Origin of the sequence: Telmatospirillum sp. J64-1 (genome assembly GCF_006980715.1) — a bacterium.
In the GTDB taxonomy this organism is placed as follows: Bacteria; Pseudomonadota; Alphaproteobacteria; order Rhodospirillales; family Magnetospirillaceae; genus Oleiliquidispirillum; species Oleiliquidispirillum nitrogeniifigens.
In genome coordinates this window covers 182780-201120 of record NZ_SBHN01000002.1, presented here as the reverse complement: position 1 = coordinate 201120, position 18341 = coordinate 182780, and the positions used below count along the sequence as shown (strand labels likewise).

The window sequence follows — 18341 nt, the reverse complement described above, 5'->3', positions numbered from 1 at the left end:
GCGATCATGTATGTCGCAGCAATCTTCCTGCCGCTGATCGGCTCGATCCTCGCAGGCTTGTTCGGTCGCCAGCTCGGCGACAAGGGTTCCCAGATCGTCACCACCGGGCTGGTCGGCATTTCGGCCATCCTGTCGGTCTTCATCTTCATCGACGTCGCCCTGGGTGGCAATCCGCAGACCATCACCCTGTTCCGGTGGTTCGAATCGGGTGCGCTGGAGGTGTCCTGGGCGCTGAAATTCGACACCCTGACGGCGGTCATGCTGATCGTCGTCAACTGGGTCTCGTTCATGGTGCATATCTACTCGATCGGGTACATGCACCACGACCCGTCGATCTCGCGCTTCCAGTCCTATCTGTCGCTGTTCACCTTCGCCATGCTGATGCTGGTGACGGCGGACAACCTGGTGCAGATGTTCTTCGGCTGGGAAGGCGTCGGTGTCGCCTCCTACCTGCTGATCGGCTTCTGGTACGAGCGCAAATCGGCCAATGCCGCGGCGATGAAGGCCTTCATCGTCAACCGCGTCGGTGACTTCGGCTTCGCGCTGGGCATCTTCGGGGTGTTCTTCCTGTTCGACAGCGTGCATTTCGACACGATCTTCGCCGCCGCCCCGGATTATGCCCAGGCGACGGTGACCTTCTTCGGCGTCGAATGGCATGCGATGACCATCATCTGCCTGCTGCTGTTCATCGGCGCCATGGGCAAGTCGGCCCAGTTGGGCTTGCATACCTGGCTGCCCGACGCCATGGAGGGCCCGACCCCGGTCTCAGCCCTGATCCATGCCGCGACGATGGTGACCGCCGGCGTCTTCATGGTCGCCCGTCTGTCGCCGCTCTTCGAGCTCTCCGATACCGCCCTGATCGTGGTGACCCTGGTCGGTGCCTTCACCGCCTTCTTCGCCGCGACCATCGGCTGCGTGCAGAACGACATCAAGCGCATCATCGCCTTCTCGACCTGCTCGCAACTCGGCTACATGTTCTTCGCCATCGGCGTCTCGGCCTATCCGGCAGCCATTTTCCACCTGATGACGCACGCCTTCTTCAAGGCGCTGCTGTTCCTCGGTGCCGGTTCGGTCATTCACGCCATGTCCGACGAACAGGACATCCGCCGCATGGGCGGCATCGGCAAGCATATCAAGCTGACCACGGCGATGATGTATATCGGCAGCCTGGCCCTGGCCGGTGTGCCCTTCTTCGCCGGTTACTACTCCAAGGACATGATCCTGGAAGCCGCCTTCGCCTCGCATACCGGGGTGGGCTATCTCGCCTACTGGCTGGGTGTCGCGGCCGCCTTCCTGACCGCCTTCTACTCTTGGCGCCTGCTGATCCTGGTGTTCCACGGCAAGCCGCGCGCCGACGAGAAGGTCATGGCCCATATCCATGAATCGCCGCCGGTCATGACGGTGCCGCTGCTGGTCCTTGCCGTCGGCGCCATCTTCTCGGGCTGGGTCGGTTATTCCGCCTTCGTCGGCGAAGGATTCGAAGCCTTCTGGGGTCCCGCGATCTTCATCCTCGAAGGCCGCACCTCGATGGTCGAAGCCCATCACATCCCCGGCTGGGCCATCCTGCTGCCCACCATCATGGGCATCTCGGGCATCGCCCTGGCCTATGTCCTCTACATGCTGATGCCGAGCATTCCCGGCAAGCTGGCCCGCACTTTCGCGCCGACCTACGAGTTCCTGTTGAACAAGTGGTATTTCGACGAACTCTATGACCGCATCTTCGTCAAGCCGTCCTTCTATCTGGGCCGCGGCCTGTGGAAGAGCGGGGACGGTGCGCTCATCGACGGTGTCGGCCCCGACGGCGTCGCCGCTGCCTCTCGCTCGATCGCCAAGAGCATCAGCAAGCTGCAAAGCGGTTACGTCTATCACTACGCCTTCGTCATGCTCATCGGTGTCGCGGCGTTCGTGACCTGGTACATGTTCAATATGGGTTGACGCGCGATGACTGATTGGCCCCTGCTTTCCATCGTCACCTTCCTGCCTCTGGCGGGTGCGCTGTTCATCCTGTTCATCCGGGACGAAAACCCGGATGTGGTGGCGCGCAACTCGCGGAACGTGGCGCTTCTCACCTCTGTCGCGACCTTCCTGGTCTCGCTGTTCGTCTGGGTCAATTTCGACCCGACGACGGCGGCCTTCCAGATGGTCGACCAGGCTCGTTGGCTGCCCGGCCTCAACATCAGCTACCATATGGGCGTTGACGGCATTTCGCTGTTCTTCGTCCTGCTCTCCACCTTCCTGATGCCGATCTGCATCCTGTCGGCCTGGGAAGCGGTGCAGCACCGGGTGAAGGAATACATGATCGCCTTCCTGGTCCTCGAGACCATGATGGTCGGCATGTTCTGTGCCCTGGACATGGTGCTGTTCTACATCTTCTTCGAAGGCGTCCTGATCCCGATGTTCATCATCATCGGTGTCTGGGGCGGTTCGCGCCGCGTCTATGCCGCCTTCAAGCTGTTCCTCTACACGCTGCTCGGCTCGGTGCTGATGCTTCTGGCGATGCTGGCCATGTACTTCCAGGCCGGTACCACCGACATCCCGACGCTGATGGCCTATAACTTCCCGTTCCAGCTCCAGATCTGGCTGTGGCTGGCCTTCTTCGCCTCCTTTGCGGTGAAGATCCCGATGTGGCCGGTCCATACCTGGCTGCCCGACGCCCACGTCGAAGCCCCGACTGCGGGCTCGGTGATCCTGGCCGGCGTGCTGCTGAAGATGGGCGGCTATGGCCTGCTGCGCTTCTCGGTGCCCATGTTCCCGCTGGCGACCGACATGTTCGTGCCGCTGGTCTATACGCTGAGCGTGGTCGCCGTGATCTACACCTCGCTGGTCGCGCTGGTGCAGGAAGACATCAAGAAGCTGATCGCCTATAGCTCGGTCGCCCACATGGGCTTCGTGACCATCGGTATCTTCACGCTGAACCAGCAGGGTATCGAAGGCGCCATCTTCCAGATGCTCAGCCACGGCATCGTCTCCGGCGCGCTGTTCCTGTGCGTCGGCGTCATCTACGACCGCATGCATACCCGCGAGATCGCCCGTTACGGCGGCCTCGTGACCCGCATGCCGAAATACGCCGTCATCTTCCTGCTGTTCACCATGGCCAGTGTCGGCCTGCCCGGCACCTCGGGCTTCGTCGGCGAATTCCTGGTGCTGCTGGGCGCCTTCCAGGACAGCAGCTGGGTGGCCTTCTTCGCCGCCAGCGGCCTGATCCTCGGTGCCGCCTACATGCTGTATCTTTATCGCCGCGTGGTGTTCGGCAAGATGACCCGCGAAGACCTCAAGTCGATCGTCGATTTGAGCCCGCGCGAGGTTGCCATGTTCGCGCCGCTGATCCTGCTGGTCTTCTGGATGGGCATCTATCCTTCGTCCTTCCTGGATCTGATGCACGCTTCGGTGGGCAACCTGATCGACAAGTACGAGCTGGCCCTGAGCGCCTCCGGCGCTGCGGTCGCGGCGCGGTAAGGGGATTTACGAATGGAACTCAACATTCTCCCGGCCCGGCCGGAGATCTTCATCGCCCTCTCGACGATGGCCCTGATGATGATCGGTGTCTTCCGCAAGGATCAGGGTATGCGTCTGCATACCCTGCTGGCGGTGGGTGTCATGGCCGTGGCCGGTCTGCTCGTCCTGTTCGGGACGGGCGAACGGGATCTGGCCTTCGGCGGCCTGTTCATCGCCGATGGCTTTGCCGTCTATACCAAGATCCTGGTGCTGATCGCGGCCGCGGTCAGCCTGGTCATGTCGGTCGGCTTCATCGAGCGTGAGAAGATAGAGCGCTTCGAATACCCGGTGCTGGTGCTGTTCGCTACGCTGGGCATGATGATGATGATCTCGGCCAACGACCTGATGTCGCTGTATATGGGCCTGGAGCTGCAGAGCCTGTCGCTCTACATCCTCGCCGCCTATCACCGTGACAATTCCCGCGCCACCGAAGCTGGTCTGAAGTATTTCGTCCTCGGCGCGCTGGCCTCGGGCCTGCTGCTCTACGGTGCCTCGCTGGTCTATGGCTTCGCCGGCAGCACCAGCTTCGACGTATTGGCTGAGACCTTCGCCTCCGGCGAGCCCCATGTGGGCGTGGTCGTCGGCCTGGTCTTCGTCCTGGCCGGTCTGGCTTTCAAGATTTCGGCCGTTCCCTTCCACATGTGGACGCCCGACGTCTATGAAGGCGCGCCGACCCCGGTCACCGCCTTCTTCGCCGTGGCTCCGAAGATTGCCGCCATGGCCCTGCTGGTCCGCGTCATGATCGGTCCGTTCGGCGACATGATTGCCCAGTGGCAGCAGGTGATCATCTTCGTGGCTGCAGCCTCGATGATCGTCGGCTCCTTCGCCGCCATCACCCAGACCAACATCAAGCGCCTGATGGCTTATTCCTCCATCGGCCATGTGGGCTACGCCCTGATGGGTCTGGCGGCGGGCAGCGAGTTGGGTGTGCGCGGCCTGCTGGTCTATCTGGCCATCTACCTGTTCATGAATGTCGGCGCCTTCGCCATCATCCTGAGCATGCGCCAGAAGGGCCGGGCGCTGGAGGGCATTAACGATCTGGCGGGTCTGTCCAAGACCAACCCGGCGATGGCTCTGGCCATGGCCGTGCTGATGTTCTCGATGGCCGGCATTCCGCCCATGGCCGGCTTCTGGTCGAAGTTCTACGTCTTCCTGGCCGCCATCGAGGCGAACCTGATCACCCTGGCCGTGATCGGCGTGCTGACCAGCGTCGTCGGTGCCTATTACTACCTGCGCATCATCAAGGTGATGTATTTCGACGAACCGACCGAGGTCTTCGACCGTCCGGTGGGCCGGACGATCGGCGTGGTGACGGCGGCCAGTACGATCCTGGTCCTGGTCTTCACCTTCATCCCCGCGCCGCTGGTGGACAGTGCCGGGGTTGCGGCCGCAGCCCTCTTCCCCGGCTGACGGATGGGTTCGGACCTATCGAAAGGTGCCGGGAAGGGCGGTGGCAGCTTGCCGCCGCCCTTCCGTCTTTTGGCACTGGACAGTATCGACAGCACCAATGACGAAGCGCGCCGCCAAGCCGATGCCGGGGCCGGTCATGGTCTGGTGATCATGGCCGCCGAGCAGACGGCAGGGCGTGGACGCCGGGGACGGCAATGGGTGTCGCCGCGAGGCAATCTGCATTGCTCGCTGCTGCTCCAGCCGGGCCGTCCCTTGGCCGAGGCCGCGCAGCTTTCCTTCGCCGCCGGCCTGTCCCTGGCCGAGGCGCTGGAGGGGCTGTGCCCGGGGGTGCGCTTCCAGTGCAAATGGCCCAATGACGTGCTGTGCGAGGGACGCAAGATCGCGGGCATGCTGCTGGAAACGGTGGGGCAGGGGGATCACCTGATTCTGGGACTGGGCGTCGATGTCGTGGCGGCCCCCGATCCGGCTTTGTATCCTGCCATCAGCCTGCGCGAGGCCGGCAGCGAGGTCTCGGCCGAGGAAGTCCTGTCCGCCTTCGTCGCCCGTTTCTCCCATTGGTTCACCCTCTGGCAGTCCCAGGGCTTCGCGCCGCTGCGCGAGGCTTGGCTGGCGAAGGCGAAGGGATTGGGCGAGGAAGTTGTCGTGCGGCTTGACAAGGAAAGCGTAACGGGCATTTTTGCCGGCCTCGACTCCGCTGGCGGCTTGATGCTCGATGTGGCCAATAACGGCGGACGACGCTTGATCCTTGCGGGCGACGTCTTCTTTCCCGTCCGCTGAAAGAGAAGAAAGCGCCAAGCGGGGCCTCCGCATTCCGCCCCGCGGCTTGCGCGATAAAAAGGAGGGGGACGATGCTTCTTGTCATCGATTCGGGGAATACCAACATCGTCTTCGCCGTCTATGACGGGGATGAACTGCGCGGCGAGTGGCGCTCGTCCACGGACGGCAACCGTACTGCCGATGAATTCGGCGTCTGGCTCAGTCATTTGATGGAGTTGCAGGGCCTGAAGCGCGACGAGGTTACTTCCGCCATCATCGCCTCCGTCGTGCCGGCTGTGGTCTTCAGCCTGAAGACCCTGTGTCGGCGCTATTTTAATTGCGAGCCGCTGGTGGTCGGCGACGAGGGGCTCCAGCTCGGCCTGCGCATCCTGCTCGATCGCCCCGAGGAAGTGGGGGCGGACCGTCTGGTGAATGCGGTGGCGGCCCATAAATTCTACAAGGGTCCGCTGATCGTCATTGATTTCGGCACGGCCACCACCTTCGACGTGGTGGACAGCGACGGCAATTACTGCGGCGGCGCCATCGCCCCCGGCATCAACCTGTCGCTCGAGGCGCTGCATTCGGCGGCCGCCAAGCTTCCCCGCGTCGCCATCGGACGGCCCAAGCAGGTGATCGGCAAGGCCACCGTGCCGGCCATGCAATCGGGCATCTTCTGGGGCTATCTGGGCCTGATCGAGGGCCTCGTGGCCCGGATCAAAGCAGAATTCGGCGGCCCCATGACGGTGGTCGCCACGGGTGGTCTGGCACCGCTCTTCGTCGATGCGACCGATGCCATCGACCATCTTGATCACGACCTCACCCTTCGCGGTCTCGTGGAGATCCACCGCCGTAACAAGAGACAATGACAAATTCCAATGGAACGAACTTTCCGCCGCGGGATGAACTGATCTTCCTGCCTTTGGGCGGTGCCGGTGAAATCGGCATGAATCTCAACCTCTACGGCTGCGCCGGAAAGTGGTTGATGGTGGATTTGGGCGTCAGCTTCGGGGACGATTACCTGCCCGGCATCGAAGTGGTGATGCCCGATCCCGCCTTCATCGAAGAGCAGCGCGAGCATCTGGCCGGGCTGGTCGTCACCCATGGTCACGAAGACCATTTGGGTGCCGTCGCCTGGCTGTGGCCGCGCCTGCGTTGTCCCATCTACGCCACCCCCTTCGCCGCCGCCCTGCTGCGCAACAAGCTGCACGAGCATGGCCTGACGGAGGATGCCGAGGTTTCGGTGGTCGAACTGGGCAGCCGCTTCGAGGTGGGGCCCTTCGATATCGAACTGATCACGCTGACCCATTCGATCCCCGAGCCCAATGCGCTGGCCATCCGCACGCCTCACGGCACGGTGCTGCATACCGGTGACTGGAAATTCGACCCGTCGCCCCTGGTCGGCGAGGCGAGCGACCTTGACGCTCTGCGCCGCCTGGGGAGCGAGGGTGTGCTGGCGCTGGTGGGCGATTCCACCAATGTCTTCACGCCGGGACATGCGCGGTCGGAAGCCGAGGTGCGGGAAAGCCTGGTGGAGTTGTTTGGCAGATTCACCGGCCGCATCGCCGTGGGCTGCTTCGCCACCAATGTGGCCCGCCTGGAAAGCATCGCCCATGCCGCCGCCGCGCATGGCCGTCAGGTGGCCTTGGTGGGACGTTCGCTGTGGCGGGTGCAGGAGGCAGCGCGGGAGAACGGCTATCTGGCCGATACGCCGGCCTTCCTGAACGAGCATGATGCCGCCCATCTGCCCAAGGACAAGCTGGTCTATATCTGCACCGGCAGCCAGGGAGAGCCGCGTGCCGCCCTGTCGCGGATCGCGTCGGGCAACCACCCCCATGTCTCGTTGGGCAAGGGCGATGTGGTCGTCTTCTCTTCGCGCATGATTCCGGGCAACGAGAAGGCCATTGCCCGTCTCCAGGATGCGCTGGTCAAGCAGGGCGTCCAGCTGATCACGGAAAAGGATCACTTCGTCCATGTCTCCGGTCATCCCGGCCGCGAGGAACTGGCCGAGATGTATCACATGGTCCGCCCTCAGGTGGCAGTGCCGGTCCATGGCGAGGCGCGCCACCTGATCGCCCATGCCAAGCTCGCCCGCGATTGCCAGGTCCCGAAGTCGGTGGTGATGGAGAACGGCGCGGTCCTGCGCCTGGCGCCGGGCGAGCCCGAGATCGTCGATCATGTCCATTCCGGCCGTCTGGCGGTGGACGGCACCCGCGTCGTGCCCATGCAGTCGGAAATCCTGCGTGCCCGCCATCGTGCCTTGTTCAACGGTTCCGCCGTGGTGACCCTGGTGGTGGACGAGGACGGCCTCCTGCTGGCCAAGCCCAAGCTGACGGCCACCGGTATTCTCGATCCCCATCTCGAAGCCGAGGAACATGAGGCGGTGGTCATGGCCGTGCGCGACGCGGTCGAGGACCTGCCCCAGCGGGAACGGCGCGACGATGCCGCCATCACGGAGGCCGCGCGTCTTGCGGTCCGTCGCTCTTTGCGCGACAGTCATGGCAAGAAACCTATCACTGATGTGCATCTGGTGCGTGTCTGACCAAGGGAGAAATCGCAGATGATCGGGAGGCTCAATCATGTCGCCATCGCCGTTCCGGACCTGGAGGCCGCGTCGGCCCTCTACCGGGACACCCTGGGGGCCAAGGTCTCCGATCCGGTGCCTCAGCCGGATCATGGCGTGACGGTGGTGTTCGTCGAACTGCCCAACACCAAGGTCGAATTGCTGCATCCCTTGGGCGAGGCCTCGCCGATCGCCGGTTTCCTTGCCAAGAACGCTTCCGGCGGCATCCATCACATTTGCTATGAGGTCGAGGATATCCTGGCCGCCCGCGACAAGCTGAAGGCCGAGGGCGCCCGGGTTCTGGGGGATGGCGAGCCCAAGATCGGCGCCCATGACAAGCCGGTCCTGTTCCTGCATCCCAAGGATTTCAATGGAACGCTGATCGAATTGGAGCAGGCTTGAGCGCCTACTGCTTGGCGGCCGTGGGGCATCCGTTCCACGGCCCCTATCACGACCATGAATACGGTTTTCCGCTTGAGGACGAGGCGCAGCTTTTCGAGCGGCTGTGCCTCGAAATCTTCCAGGCCGGTCTGTCCTGGCTGATTGTCCTGAAGAAGCGCCCGGCTTTGGTGGCCGCTTTCGACTCCTTCTCTCCCGACAAGGTCGCCGCCTATGGCGATGCCGATATCGAGCGGCTGATGGCCGATCCCGGTATCATCCGCAACCGGCGCAAGATCATGGCGGTCATCGAGAATGCCCGCCGCGTGGTGGCCTTGCGCGCCAGCCATGGGGGATTGGCGGCCTGGATCGAGGCCCATCACCCGTTGGAGAAAGAGGAATGGGTGCGCCTGTTCCGCAAGACATTCGTCTTCATGGGGGGCGAGGTGGTCGGGGAATTCCTGATGAGCATCGGCTATCTGCCCGGTGCGCATGCCCCGGACTGCCCAGTCTTTTCCCGGATTTCCCTTTTGCAGCCCCCTTGGATGCAAGGGAAAGGCTGATCATCTCGCAGTTGCGAGAAAACGAAAAAGCGGCAGAGTGCCAAGGCATCTGCCGCTTTTCGTTTGCGCCGTGCTGGCCCGTATTCGGGGATCACCCGGCGTCCACCTCCCTAAACTTGGACCACTTCGTTTTTCGAAGCTTTATCCTTTGTTCTGGAGGCAACTTACGAAATTTCGTTCCGCGAGTCCATACCTAATCATTGTATTTCTTACGCGCTATGCCTTTTGGCCACTATAAGAAGGCAAATTTGAGCACGAAAGCCCCGGCGATGAGGTAGATCGCGATCCCCGCCTCACGGGCGCGGCCGCTGATCAGCTTGATTCCGGCATAGGCGATGAAGGCCAGACCGATGCCGGTGGCGATGGAGAAGGTCAGCGGCATGGTGATGGCCGCCACCAGCGCCGGGGCGAATTCGGTGACGTCCTTCCAGTCGATATCGACTAGTCCGCGCGCCATCAGGCAGGCGACGAAGAACAGGGCGGATGCCGTGGCGAAGGCGGGGATGGTGCCGGCCAGCGGTGCGAAGAACAGGGCCAGCAGGAACAACAGGCCGACGACAACGGCGGTCAAGCCGGTGCGGCCGCCCTGCTCGATGCCCGAAAGGCTCTCGATATAGGACGTGGTGTTCGAGGTGCCGAGGACCGAACCGGCGACGGTGGCGGTGCTGTCGGCGAACAGCGCCTTGCCGATGCGGGGCAGGCGGCCCTTTTCGTCGAGCAGACCGGCGGCATGGCCCGTGCCGATCAGCGTTCCGGCGGTGTCGAACAGGTCGAGGAAGAGCAGGGTGAAGATCACCGAGATCAGGGCGGGCTCCAGGGCGCCGGCCAGATCCATCTGCATGAAGGTGGGAGCCAGCGAGGGCGGGGTCGAGACGATGCCCTGCCACTGCACTAGGCCGAACAGCCCGGACAGAACGGTCACGGCCAGAATGGCGATCAGGATCGAGCCGGGAACGCGCCAGGCATGCAGGGCGACCATGATGGCGAAGCCGAGGGCCGCCAGAATCGGTTCCGGACGGGTCAGGTCGCCGATGCCGACCAGAGTGGCGGGATGGGCGACCACGAAGCCAGCATTCTTCAGCGCGATGAAGCCGATGAAGAAACCGATGCCGGCGGCGATCGACATCTTCAGGCTGCGCGGCACGGCATTGATCACCCATTCACGTACCTTGAACAGACTCAGGGCCACGAAGAGGATGCCGGAGATGAAGACGCAGCCCAGCGCCACCTGCCAAGTATGCCCCATGCCGATGACGATGGTGTAGGTGAAGAAGGCGTTCATGCCCATGCCCGGAGCCTGGGCGATGGGATAATTGGCCAGCAGGCCCATGATCATGGTGCCGATGACGGCGGCCAGGCAGGTGGCGGTGAAGACGGCGCCGCGGTCCATGCCCGCATCCGCCAGAATGGCCGGATTGACAAACACAATATAGGCCATGGTGAGGAAAGTGGTGAAACCAGCTAAAACCTCGGTGCGAACGGTTGTTCCGTTCGCTTGAAGATGAAAAAACCTTTCCAACATTACGTTGTCTCCGGCAAGACGAGCATCTTTTGTTTGTGCCTTTAGAGGGCTTGCGGCGCAAGGGGAAACGCGGCAGCCTCATGACGGAACTTGAAATGGAGCCGGCCATGACGCGCTTTCTCCTGGCGATCCTGCTGTTGTGGAGCGGCCCGCTCTGGGCCGAGGATCGGGGGCTTTATATCACCATCACCAAGCCCGCCTGCTGGCGTCTGGTCGAACATCGGCCGGATGACGACGTCGCCTATCAGCCGGGTAGGGATGTCTACGGCAGGCCGGTCGTACCGGCCGATGCCGGGGGATTCCAATGGCAGCCGCCCGAGGAACTGCGCTTTCCCATCGAGGTCGATCTGGCCCGCGGTCTCGGCCTGGGACCTCATGTGAAAGGGCCCGCGCAGGTCGGCACGGTGACGTGGCGCGACGGCGCGGTCTATCTGGACGGGCAGCCGGTGACCAGCGAACAGCAGGCGATGCTGGCCCGGCTTTGTGCGCGAAAGCGATAGTGGGTCCTTGACCTTGGCCACCATTGCCTTCGTCGCGCCCTTGGCCTAGAGTTCCCCCGCTTTTTTCCAGCGCACGCCGACCACCGAAATCTTCGAGGAATTCCATGCGTCTGTCCGCCTATTTCATGCCGACCCTCAAGGAGAACCCGGCCGAAGCGCAGATCGTCTCGCACCGCCTGATGCTGCGGTCGGGCATGATCCGCCAGCAGGCCGCCGGCATCTATGCTTGGCTGCCTCTGGGCTATCGGGTTCTGCGCAAGATCGAACAGATCGTGCGCGAGGAACAGGATGCGGCCGGCGCGCAGGAAATCCTGATGCCCACCGTCCAGCCCGCCGAGTTGTGGCAGCGTTCCGGGCGCTATGACGATTACGGCAAGGAAATGCTGCGCTTCAAGGACCGGCACGAGCGCGAGATGCTGTTCGGCCCCACCGCCGAGGAAATGGTCACCGATATCTGCCGCGAGATCCGCAGCTACCGTGACCTGCCGAAGATTCTTTATAATATCCAGTGGAAGTTCCGCGACGAGGTGCGTCCGCGTTTCGGCGTGATGCGCGGCCGTGAGTTCCTGATGAAGGACGCCTATTCCTTCGACCTGGACAAGGACGGTGCCCGCCGGTCCTACGAGGCGATGTTCCGCGCCTATATGCGCACCTATGCCCGCTTAGGCATGACCGCCATCCCGGTCAAGGCCGATACCGGCCCCATCGGTGGCGATATGAGCCATGAATTCCATATTCTGGCGGAGACCGGCGAAAGCGCCATCTTCTTCGACCAGGAACTGGAAGAGAAGTCGCGCGCCGGCGAACTGACCGTGGATTCCATGAACCAGTACTACGCCGCCGCCGAAGAGAAGCACGACGCGGACAAGTGCCCGGTGCCGGCCGAGCGCCTGCGCACCATGCGCGGCATCGAGGTCGGCCATATCTTCTATTTCGGTACGAAATATTCCGAGCCGATGGGCGCGGTGGTGCAGGGCCCCAACGGCGAGACCATCGCCGCCGAGATGGGATCCTATGGCATCGGCGTGTCGCGCTTGGTCGGCGCCATCATCGAAGCCTCCCATGACGAACGCGGCATCATCTGGCCGGAAGCGGTTGCCCCCTTCAAGCTGGGCCTGATCAACCTCAAGAGCGGCGATGCCGCCTGCGACTCGGCCTGCGAGGACATCTACCGCACCCTGTCGGAACAGGGCGTCGAAGTGCTGTACGACGACCGCAACGAGCGCGCCGGGGTCAAGTTCGCCGATATGGACCTGATCGGCCTGCCCTGGCAATTGGTCATCGGCCCCAAGGGATTGGCGGCCGGTGTGGTCGAGCTGAAGAACCGCAAGAGCGGCGAGAAGCAGGAAGTCTCGCTTGAAGCAGCCCTGGCCCGGCTGACGGCCTAACTTCATTAAGCCTAAAAGGACATCTGCATGGTCTTCGACGCCTTCGAACGCATGGTTGCGTTCCGGTATCTGCGGGCGCGGCGCAAGGAAGGCTTCATCTCGGTCATCGCCGGCTTTTCCCTGTTGGGAATTGCCTTGGGGGTGGCCACGCTGATCATCGTCATGGCGGTGATGAACGGCTTCCGGGCCGAGCTGATGAGCCGCATCCTCGGCCTCAACGGCCATATCAGTGTCTATGCGGCCGGTGCGCCCATGACCGATTTCGACGATCTGGCGGAGCGCATCCGCCAGATGCAGTCGGTCCATCGGGTGGTGCCGACGGTCGAAGGCCAGGTCATGGCGACCAATCAAGGGGCTTCGTCCGGTGCCATGGTCCGTGGCGTCCGTCCCTCCGACCTGCTTTCCCGCGAGGTGGTGGCCGAGGGACTGCATGGCGATCCCTCGCAATTCACCGGCGATGACGCGGTGATCGTCGGTTACCGCCTGGCCCAGAAGCTGGGCCTGTCGGTGGGTGACAACATCACCCTGATCTCGCCACAGGGGACGGCGACCGCTTTCGGCACGGTACCGCGCATGCGGGCCTATCGCATCGTGGCGACCTTCGACGTGGGCATGTTCGAATACGATTCCGGCTTCATTTTCATGCCGCTGGAGGCCGCGCAGGTCTATTTCCGCCTGCCCGAAGCGGTGACCTATCTGGAAGTCTTCGCCACCACGCCCGAGGCCGTCACGGCGCTGCGCAGCGCCATTCCGAACAATGCCGACCGGCCGGTGACCCTGTATGACTGGCAGCAGGCCAATGCCAGCTTCTTCAATGCCATCCAGGTGGAACGGAACGTCATGTTCCTGATCCTGACGCTGATCATCCTGGTAGCGGCCTTCAACATCATTTCCAGTCTGATCATGCTGGTGAAGGACAAGGGCCGCGATATCGCCGTGCTGCGCACCATGGGGGCGACGCGGGGCATGATCATGCGCATCTTCTTCCTGTCGGGGGCCAGCATTGGCGTGGTCGGTACGGTTTCGGGTGTCATCCTGGGGCTGTCCTTCGCGCTGAACGTGGATAGGATCCGGCATTTCCTCGAAGGCATAACGGGCGTGGATCTGTTCGCCGCCGAAATCTACTTCCTGTCCCAGCTTCCCGCCCGGGTCGATCCCATGGAAGTGCTGTGGGTGGTGGGGATGGCGCTGGGCTTGTCCTTCGGCGCTACGATCTATCCTGCCTGGCGCGCCGCGCGCCTCGATCCGGTGGAGGCCCTGCGCTATGAATAAGGTCAATGTAAGGACCGATGCCGCCTTGCACCTGGACGGTGTCCACCGCTGCTTCAAGCAGGGCCGCGAGACGCTGGACGTGCTGCAGGGCGCCAATCTGGAGGTCCGCGTCGGCGAGATCGTCGCCCTGGTCGGCCCTTCGGGAGCGGGCAAGTCCACCTTGCTGCATATCGCGGGTCTGCTGGAGCGCCCGGATGCCGGTGAAGTCATGGTCGGCGGGGAAGGGACGGCCAAGCTGTCCGACGACCGTCGCACGGAATTGCGGCGCAGCCATCTGGGCTTTGTCTATCAGTATCACCACCTGCTGCCGGAATTCTCGGCTATCGAGAATGTGATCCTGCCGCAGATGATCGCCGGCAAGACCCGTAAGGCAGCCGCCGAACGGGCGATGGAATTGCTGACCAAGATGGGGCTGGCCAAGCGTGCCGAACACCGTCCCGGCCAGTTGTCGGGCGGCGAGCAGCAGCGCGTCGCCATCTGCCGCGCGCTGGCCAACAAGCCGCGCCTTCTGCTGGCCGACGAGCCGACCGGCAACCTGGACCCGCATACGTCGGAAGGCGTCTTCGACGAATTGCTGCGCCTGGTCCGCGACCAGGGGCTGGCGGCCCTGATCGCTACCCATAATCCCGATCTGGCACGCCGCATGGACCGGACCATCACCCTGCAGGAAGGGACCCTGGTCGAAGTGGCGCGGTAATTTTTGGGAGGGGCTTCCCGCGCCGGAAAAGCTTCGTCATGTCCGCATTCGCGGGCATGACGAAGGAAAGCCGTGAGGTCCGGGTGACTCGTTCCCGCGGCAGTGCAAGGCAGCGCTGCGCAACTCGGCCGGAACGTGACTTGCGCGGCGATTTCCCCTATCCTCTGTCGCCATGCCTCATGCCGATTTCGTCCATCTCCGCGTCCATTCCGCCTATTCGCTCTCCGAAGGTGCGATCAAGCTCAAGGAGCTGATCAAGCTTTGCGTCAAGCATCGCATGCCGGCGGTGGGCATTGCGGATACCAATAATCTTTTCGGTGCGCTGGAGTTCTCCTCCGCCTGCGCCGATGCCGGGATTCAGCCCATTGTCGGCGCCCAGCTTTCGATCCGGCGCGAGGACGATCCGCGCGGCGGAGCGGGGCGGGAAGGCCGCAAGCCCGATCCGGATTCCCTGGTGCTGCTGGCGCAGAACGAGGCCGGATACCAGAACCTGCTCAAGCTGGTCTCCAAGGCCTATCTCGGCACTGATGCGGGCGAGGCGCCCCAGGTTTCGGTCGCCGATCTGGAGCAGCGCTCAGCGGGGCTGATCCTGCTGACGGGCGGCCCTTCCGGACCGGTAGGACGCATGCTGTCCGAGGGGCAGAAGGACAAGGCCGCGGCGATGCTGCAGCGCCTTGCTGCCGCTTTCCCCAGGCGGCTCTATGTCGAGCTGATGCGCCACGGCCTGGAGGTGGAGGACCGGATCGAGGGCGATCTGGTGGACATGGCCTATGAATACGACCTGCCACTGGTCGCCACCAACGAGCCCTTCTTTCCCGACCGGGATATGTTCGAGGCCCACGATGCCCTGATCTGCATCGCCGAGGGCGCCTATATCTCGCAGGAAGAGCGCCGTCGCCTGACGCCGGAGCATTATTTCAAGTCCGCCGAGGAGATGCGGACCCTGTTCGCAGACCTTCCCGAAGCGGTGGACAACACCCTGGTGGTGGCCCGGCGCTGCGCCTATAAAGTCAACAAGATCAAGCCGATCCTCCCACCTTTTAAAGTAGACGGCATGACCGAGGCGGAGCTTCTGCGCCAGAAGGTCCTGGAAGGGCTGGAAGACCGGCTGAAGGTCCATGTCTTCAAGCCGGGAATGAGCGAGGAAGAGAAGGCCCAGCTTGCCAAGCCCTATCGCGAGCGCGTCGATTACGAGCTGGGCATCATCGAGCAGATGGGCTTTCCCGGCTACTTCCTGATCGTGTCCGACTTCATCCAATGGTCGAAGCAGCAGGGCATTCCCGTCGGTCCGGGTCGTGGCTCCGGGGCCGGCTCGGCGGTGGCCTGGGCGCTGACCATCACCGACCTCGACCCGCTGCGCTTCGCCCTGCTGTTCGAACGCTTCCTGAACCCGGAACGCGTCTCGATGCCTGACTTCGATATCGACTTCTGCCAGGACCGGCGCGAAGAGACGATCCGTTACGTCCAGCAGAAATACGGCTACGATCAGGTCGCCCAGATCATCACCTTCGGTAAGCTTCAGGCGCGTGCGGTGCTGCGCGACGTGGGGCGCGTCCTGCAGATGCCCTATGGCCAAGTCGACCGTATCTGCAAGCTGGTGCCGAACAATCCAGCCAATCCGGTCACCCTGGAACAGGCGCTGGAAACCGAGCCGCTGTTGCGCGAGCAGCGCGAGGCTGACGAGAACGTGGCCCATCTGCTCGATCTCGGCATGAAGCTGGAAGGCCTGTACCGCCACGCCTCGACCCATGCCGCCGGCGTGGTGATCGGCGACCGCCCGTTGGACGAACTGGTTCCGCTCTACCGCGATCCGCGCTCGGATATGCCGGTGACCCAGTTCAATATGAAATGGGTGGAATCCGCCGGTCTGGTCAAATTCGATTTCCTAGGCCTGAAGACCCTGACGGTCATCTCGACGGCGTTGAAGCTGATCAAGCAGACCGAGGGCAAGGACATTGATATTTCAGCCTTGCCGCTGGACGATCCCAAGTCCTTCGAGCTTCTGGCGCGCGGCGAAACGGCCGGGGTGTTCCAGCTGGAAAGTTCGGGCATGCGCGACGTGCTGCGCAAGATGCGGCCCGACGTCTTCGAAGACATCATCGCCGTGGTGGCGCTCTACCGCCCCGGCCCGATGGACAACATCCCGATCTACATCGCCGTGAAGCATGGCGAGATGCAGCCCGATTACCTGCATCCCACACTGGAGCCGATCCTGAAGGAAACCTACGGGATCATGATCTACCAGGAACAGGTGATGCAGATCGCCCAGGTCCTGTCCGGATACTCCCTCGGCGCCGCCGACCTGCTGCGCCGTGCCATGGGCAAGAAGATCAAGGAGGAGATGGATGCCCAGCGCAAATTGTTCGTCGATGGCGCGGTGGCACGCGGCGTCGATGCGCAGAAGGCATCGGACATCTTCGACCAGGTCAACAAGTTCGCGGGCTACGGCTTCAACAAGTCCCATGCCGCCGCCTATGCCCTGGTGGCCTATCAGACGGCTTGGCTGAAGGCCAACCATCCGGTCGAGTTCATGGCCGCGTCGATGACGCTGGATATGCACAACACCGACAAGCTGGGGGCCTTCCGCCAGGAGCTGGATCGCTTGAAGATCAAGCTCTTGCCGCCCGATATTAACAAGTCGCGTGATGACTTCACCGTCGAGCGTCTGCCCGACGGGCAATTGGCGGTGCGCTATGCCCTGGCGGCATTGAAGAATGTCGGGCAGGCGGCGATGCAATCGCTGGTGCAGGAACGCGACAAGAATGGTCCTTTCAAGGACTTGAACGACTTCGTCAACCGGTTGGACACGAAGCAGATCAACAAGCGCCAGATGGAAAACCTGGTGCGGTCGGGTGCTTTCGATTCCATCCATCAGAACCGGGCACAGCTCTTCGCCGGACTGGAAAGCTTGATGCGTCATGCGGCCACGGCGGCCGAGGAACGCGAAAGCGCCCAGGTCTCGATGTTCGGCATGGCCGGACCCCAGGCGCCGAAGATCGCCCTGCCCAAGGTGCCCGACTGGCCCCCGGCCGAAAAGCTGAGCCAGGAATTCGGCGCCATCGGCTTCTATCTCTCGGCCCATCCCATGGATGCCTATGCCAAGAGCCTGGAACGTCTGGGCGTAATCAAGGTGGCGGAATTGCCGCGCCATCTCGCCGGGGGGGGCAATTCGCGGGTCAAGCTGGCGGGCAACATGCTGTCCAAGCAGGAGCGCACCTCCGCAAAGGGCAGCCGTTACGCCTTCGTGACCTGTTCCGATGCGTCGGGGGTGTTCGAGGTCACCCTGTTCTCGGAGATCCTGGCCCAGGCGCGGGAATTGCTCGACGCCAACGTGCCGCTTCTCTTCACCGTGACCGCGCGCATCGAGGACGAGCAATTGCGCATGACCGCCCACCAGGTGCAGAACCTGGACCAGGAGGCGGCCAAGGCGGCGGCGGGGCTCAAGATCTTCTTGCGCGACGAGGCTCCCCTGCCTGCCATCCGTGAATTGCTGGCGAAGGAGCGCAAGGGCGCGGGCCAGATCAAGCTGGTCGCCGAATTCGGGAACCGCCGGGTCGAGATCCAGCTCGATCAGCGTTTCGCCCTGTCGCCCAACATGATCGGGACGCTCCGGACCATCCCGGGCGTGGCCGATCTTCAGGAAATATAGACGATCGGGAAAGGACTGGCCTTGCGGCCAGGGTCCGTAAGGGCTTGCCAAAGCCTTTCTCAGACGTTATGTACCCGACCACAAATCCGCACGTGGGAGCGCGGCCGCGAAGAAGCATCTTCTCTGCGGTCGCTCCGGTGTCGGCTCCGGC

14 protein-coding genes are annotated in these 18341 nt (G+C 63.1%); 13 read left to right on the top strand and 1 reads right to left on the bottom strand.

Annotation, left to right across the window (positions count from 1 at the left end; genetic code table 11):
* The first annotated feature begins 6 nt into the window (after positions 1–6).
* From nuoL to EPD66_RS03185, 8 genes are all read left to right on the top strand, one after another.
* Positions 7–1935, top strand: coding sequence for an NADH-quinone oxidoreductase subunit L (gene nuoL / locus EPD66_RS03220; protein WP_142847036.1), 1929 nt, complete (start codon positions 7–9; stop codon positions 1933–1935).
* Positions 1936–1941: 6 nt separating this feature from the next.
* Complete coding sequence (locus tag EPD66_RS03215; RefSeq protein WP_142847035.1) at positions 1942–3456, top strand: NADH-quinone oxidoreductase subunit M; 1515 nt, start codon at positions 1942–1944, stop codon at positions 3454–3456.
* Between the two features lie 12 nt (positions 3457–3468).
* Entirely contained in the window at positions 3469–4905 is a 1437-nt protein-coding gene (gene nuoN / locus EPD66_RS03210; protein WP_142847034.1) for an NADH-quinone oxidoreductase subunit NuoN, read from the top strand.
* A 3-nt stretch (positions 4906–4908) separates the two neighbouring features.
* Positions 4909–5682, top strand: coding sequence for a biotin--[acetyl-CoA-carboxylase] ligase (locus EPD66_RS03205; protein WP_142847033.1), 774 nt, complete (start codon positions 4909–4911; stop codon positions 5680–5682).
* A 71-nt stretch (positions 5683–5753) separates the two neighbouring features.
* Positions 5754–6527 (top strand): type III pantothenate kinase, encoded by a 774-nt coding sequence (locus EPD66_RS03200; protein WP_142847032.1) that lies wholly within the window; start codon positions 5754–5756, stop codon positions 6525–6527.
* Positions 6524–8200 carry a ribonuclease J gene (locus tag EPD66_RS03195; protein WP_142847031.1) on the top strand — a complete coding sequence of 559 codons (1677 nt, stop codon included), beginning with the start codon at positions 6524–6526 and terminating at the stop codon, positions 8198–8200. The genes EPD66_RS03200 and EPD66_RS03195 overlap by 4 nt, the downstream gene beginning before the upstream one ends.
* A gap of 18 nt (positions 8201–8218) precedes the next feature.
* On the top strand, positions 8219–8623 hold the full coding sequence (gene mce, locus EPD66_RS03190) for a methylmalonyl-CoA epimerase (protein ID WP_142847030.1): 405 nt from the start codon (positions 8219–8221) through the stop codon (positions 8621–8623).
* Positions 8620–9162: a DNA-3-methyladenine glycosylase I gene (locus EPD66_RS03185; protein ID WP_142847029.1), complete on the top strand. Its 543-nt coding sequence runs from the start codon at positions 8620–8622 to the stop codon at positions 9160–9162. The genes mce and EPD66_RS03185 overlap by 4 nt, the downstream gene beginning before the upstream one ends.
* 232 nt (positions 9163–9394) lie before the next feature.
* On the opposite strand, the gene EPD66_RS03180 is transcribed toward EPD66_RS03185, so the two are convergent.
* Positions 9395–10684 (bottom strand): NCS2 family permease, encoded by a 1290-nt coding sequence (locus EPD66_RS03180; RefSeq protein WP_142847028.1) that lies wholly within the window; start codon positions 10682–10684, stop codon positions 9395–9397.
* 107 nt (positions 10685–10791) lie between these two features.
* Between EPD66_RS03180 and EPD66_RS03175 the strand changes: the two genes are divergently transcribed.
* From EPD66_RS03175 to dnaE, 5 genes are all read left to right on the top strand, one after another.
* The gene (locus EPD66_RS03175; RefSeq protein WP_142847027.1) at positions 10792–11184 is read left to right on the top strand and encodes a hypothetical protein; all 393 of its coding nucleotides are present in this window, start codon (positions 10792–10794) and stop codon (positions 11182–11184) included.
* A gap of 104 nt (positions 11185–11288) precedes the next feature.
* Positions 11289–12572, top strand: a complete 1284-nt coding sequence (gene proS / locus EPD66_RS03170) for a proline--tRNA ligase (RefSeq protein WP_142847026.1) — start codon at positions 11289–11291, stop codon at positions 12570–12572.
* A gap of 27 nt (positions 12573–12599) precedes the next feature.
* Positions 12600–13844: a lipoprotein-releasing ABC transporter permease subunit gene (locus EPD66_RS03165; protein ID WP_142847025.1), complete on the top strand. Its 1245-nt coding sequence runs from the start codon at positions 12600–12602 to the stop codon at positions 13842–13844.
* Entirely contained in the window at positions 13837–14541 is a 705-nt protein-coding gene (locus tag EPD66_RS03160; RefSeq protein ID WP_142847024.1) for an ABC transporter ATP-binding protein, read from the top strand. Before EPD66_RS03165 ends, EPD66_RS03160 begins: the two co-directional genes overlap by 8 nt.
* 172 nt (positions 14542–14713) lie before the next feature.
* Positions 14714–18190 carry a DNA polymerase III subunit alpha gene (dnaE, locus tag EPD66_RS03155; protein WP_142847023.1) on the top strand — a complete coding sequence of 1159 codons (3477 nt, stop codon included), beginning with the start codon at positions 14714–14716 and terminating at the stop codon, positions 18188–18190.
* Positions 18191–18341 lie beyond the last annotated feature (151 nt).

Excerpts from the sequence above, each read along its gene's own strand:
- nuoL (WP_142847036.1), top strand. The coding sequence starts at position 7 with ATGTATGTCGCAGCAATCTTCCTGCCGCTGATCGGCTCGATCCTCGCA.
- EPD66_RS03215 (WP_142847035.1), top strand. The coding sequence starts at position 1,942 with ATGACTGATTGGCCCCTGCTTTCCATCGTCACCTTCCTGCCTCTGGCG.
- nuoN (WP_142847034.1), top strand. The coding sequence starts at position 3,469 with ATGGAACTCAACATTCTCCCGGCCCGGCCGGAGATCTTCATCGCCCTC.
- EPD66_RS03205 (WP_142847033.1), top strand. The coding sequence starts at position 4,909 with ATGGGTTCGGACCTATCGAAAGGTGCCGGGAAGGGCGGTGGCAGCTTG.
- EPD66_RS03200 (WP_142847032.1), top strand. The coding sequence starts at position 5,754 with ATGCTTCTTGTCATCGATTCGGGGAATACCAACATCGTCTTCGCCGTC.
- EPD66_RS03195 (WP_142847031.1), top strand. The coding sequence starts at position 6,524 with ATGACAAATTCCAATGGAACGAACTTTCCGCCGCGGGATGAACTGATC.
- mce (WP_142847030.1), top strand. The coding sequence starts at position 8,219 with ATGATCGGGAGGCTCAATCATGTCGCCATCGCCGTTCCGGACCTGGAG.
- EPD66_RS03180 (WP_142847028.1), bottom strand. The coding sequence starts at position 10,684 with ATGTTGGAAAGGTTTTTTCATCTTCAAGCGAACGGAACAACCGTTCGC.
- EPD66_RS03175 (WP_142847027.1), top strand. The coding sequence starts at position 10,792 with ATGACGCGCTTTCTCCTGGCGATCCTGCTGTTGTGGAGCGGCCCGCTC.
- proS (WP_142847026.1), top strand. The coding sequence starts at position 11,289 with ATGCGTCTGTCCGCCTATTTCATGCCGACCCTCAAGGAGAACCCGGCC.
- EPD66_RS03165 (WP_142847025.1), top strand. The coding sequence starts at position 12,600 with ATGGTCTTCGACGCCTTCGAACGCATGGTTGCGTTCCGGTATCTGCGG.
- EPD66_RS03160 (WP_142847024.1), top strand. The coding sequence starts at position 13,837 with ATGAATAAGGTCAATGTAAGGACCGATGCCGCCTTGCACCTGGACGGT.
- dnaE (WP_142847023.1), top strand. The coding sequence starts at position 14,714 with ATGCCTCATGCCGATTTCGTCCATCTCCGCGTCCATTCCGCCTATTCG.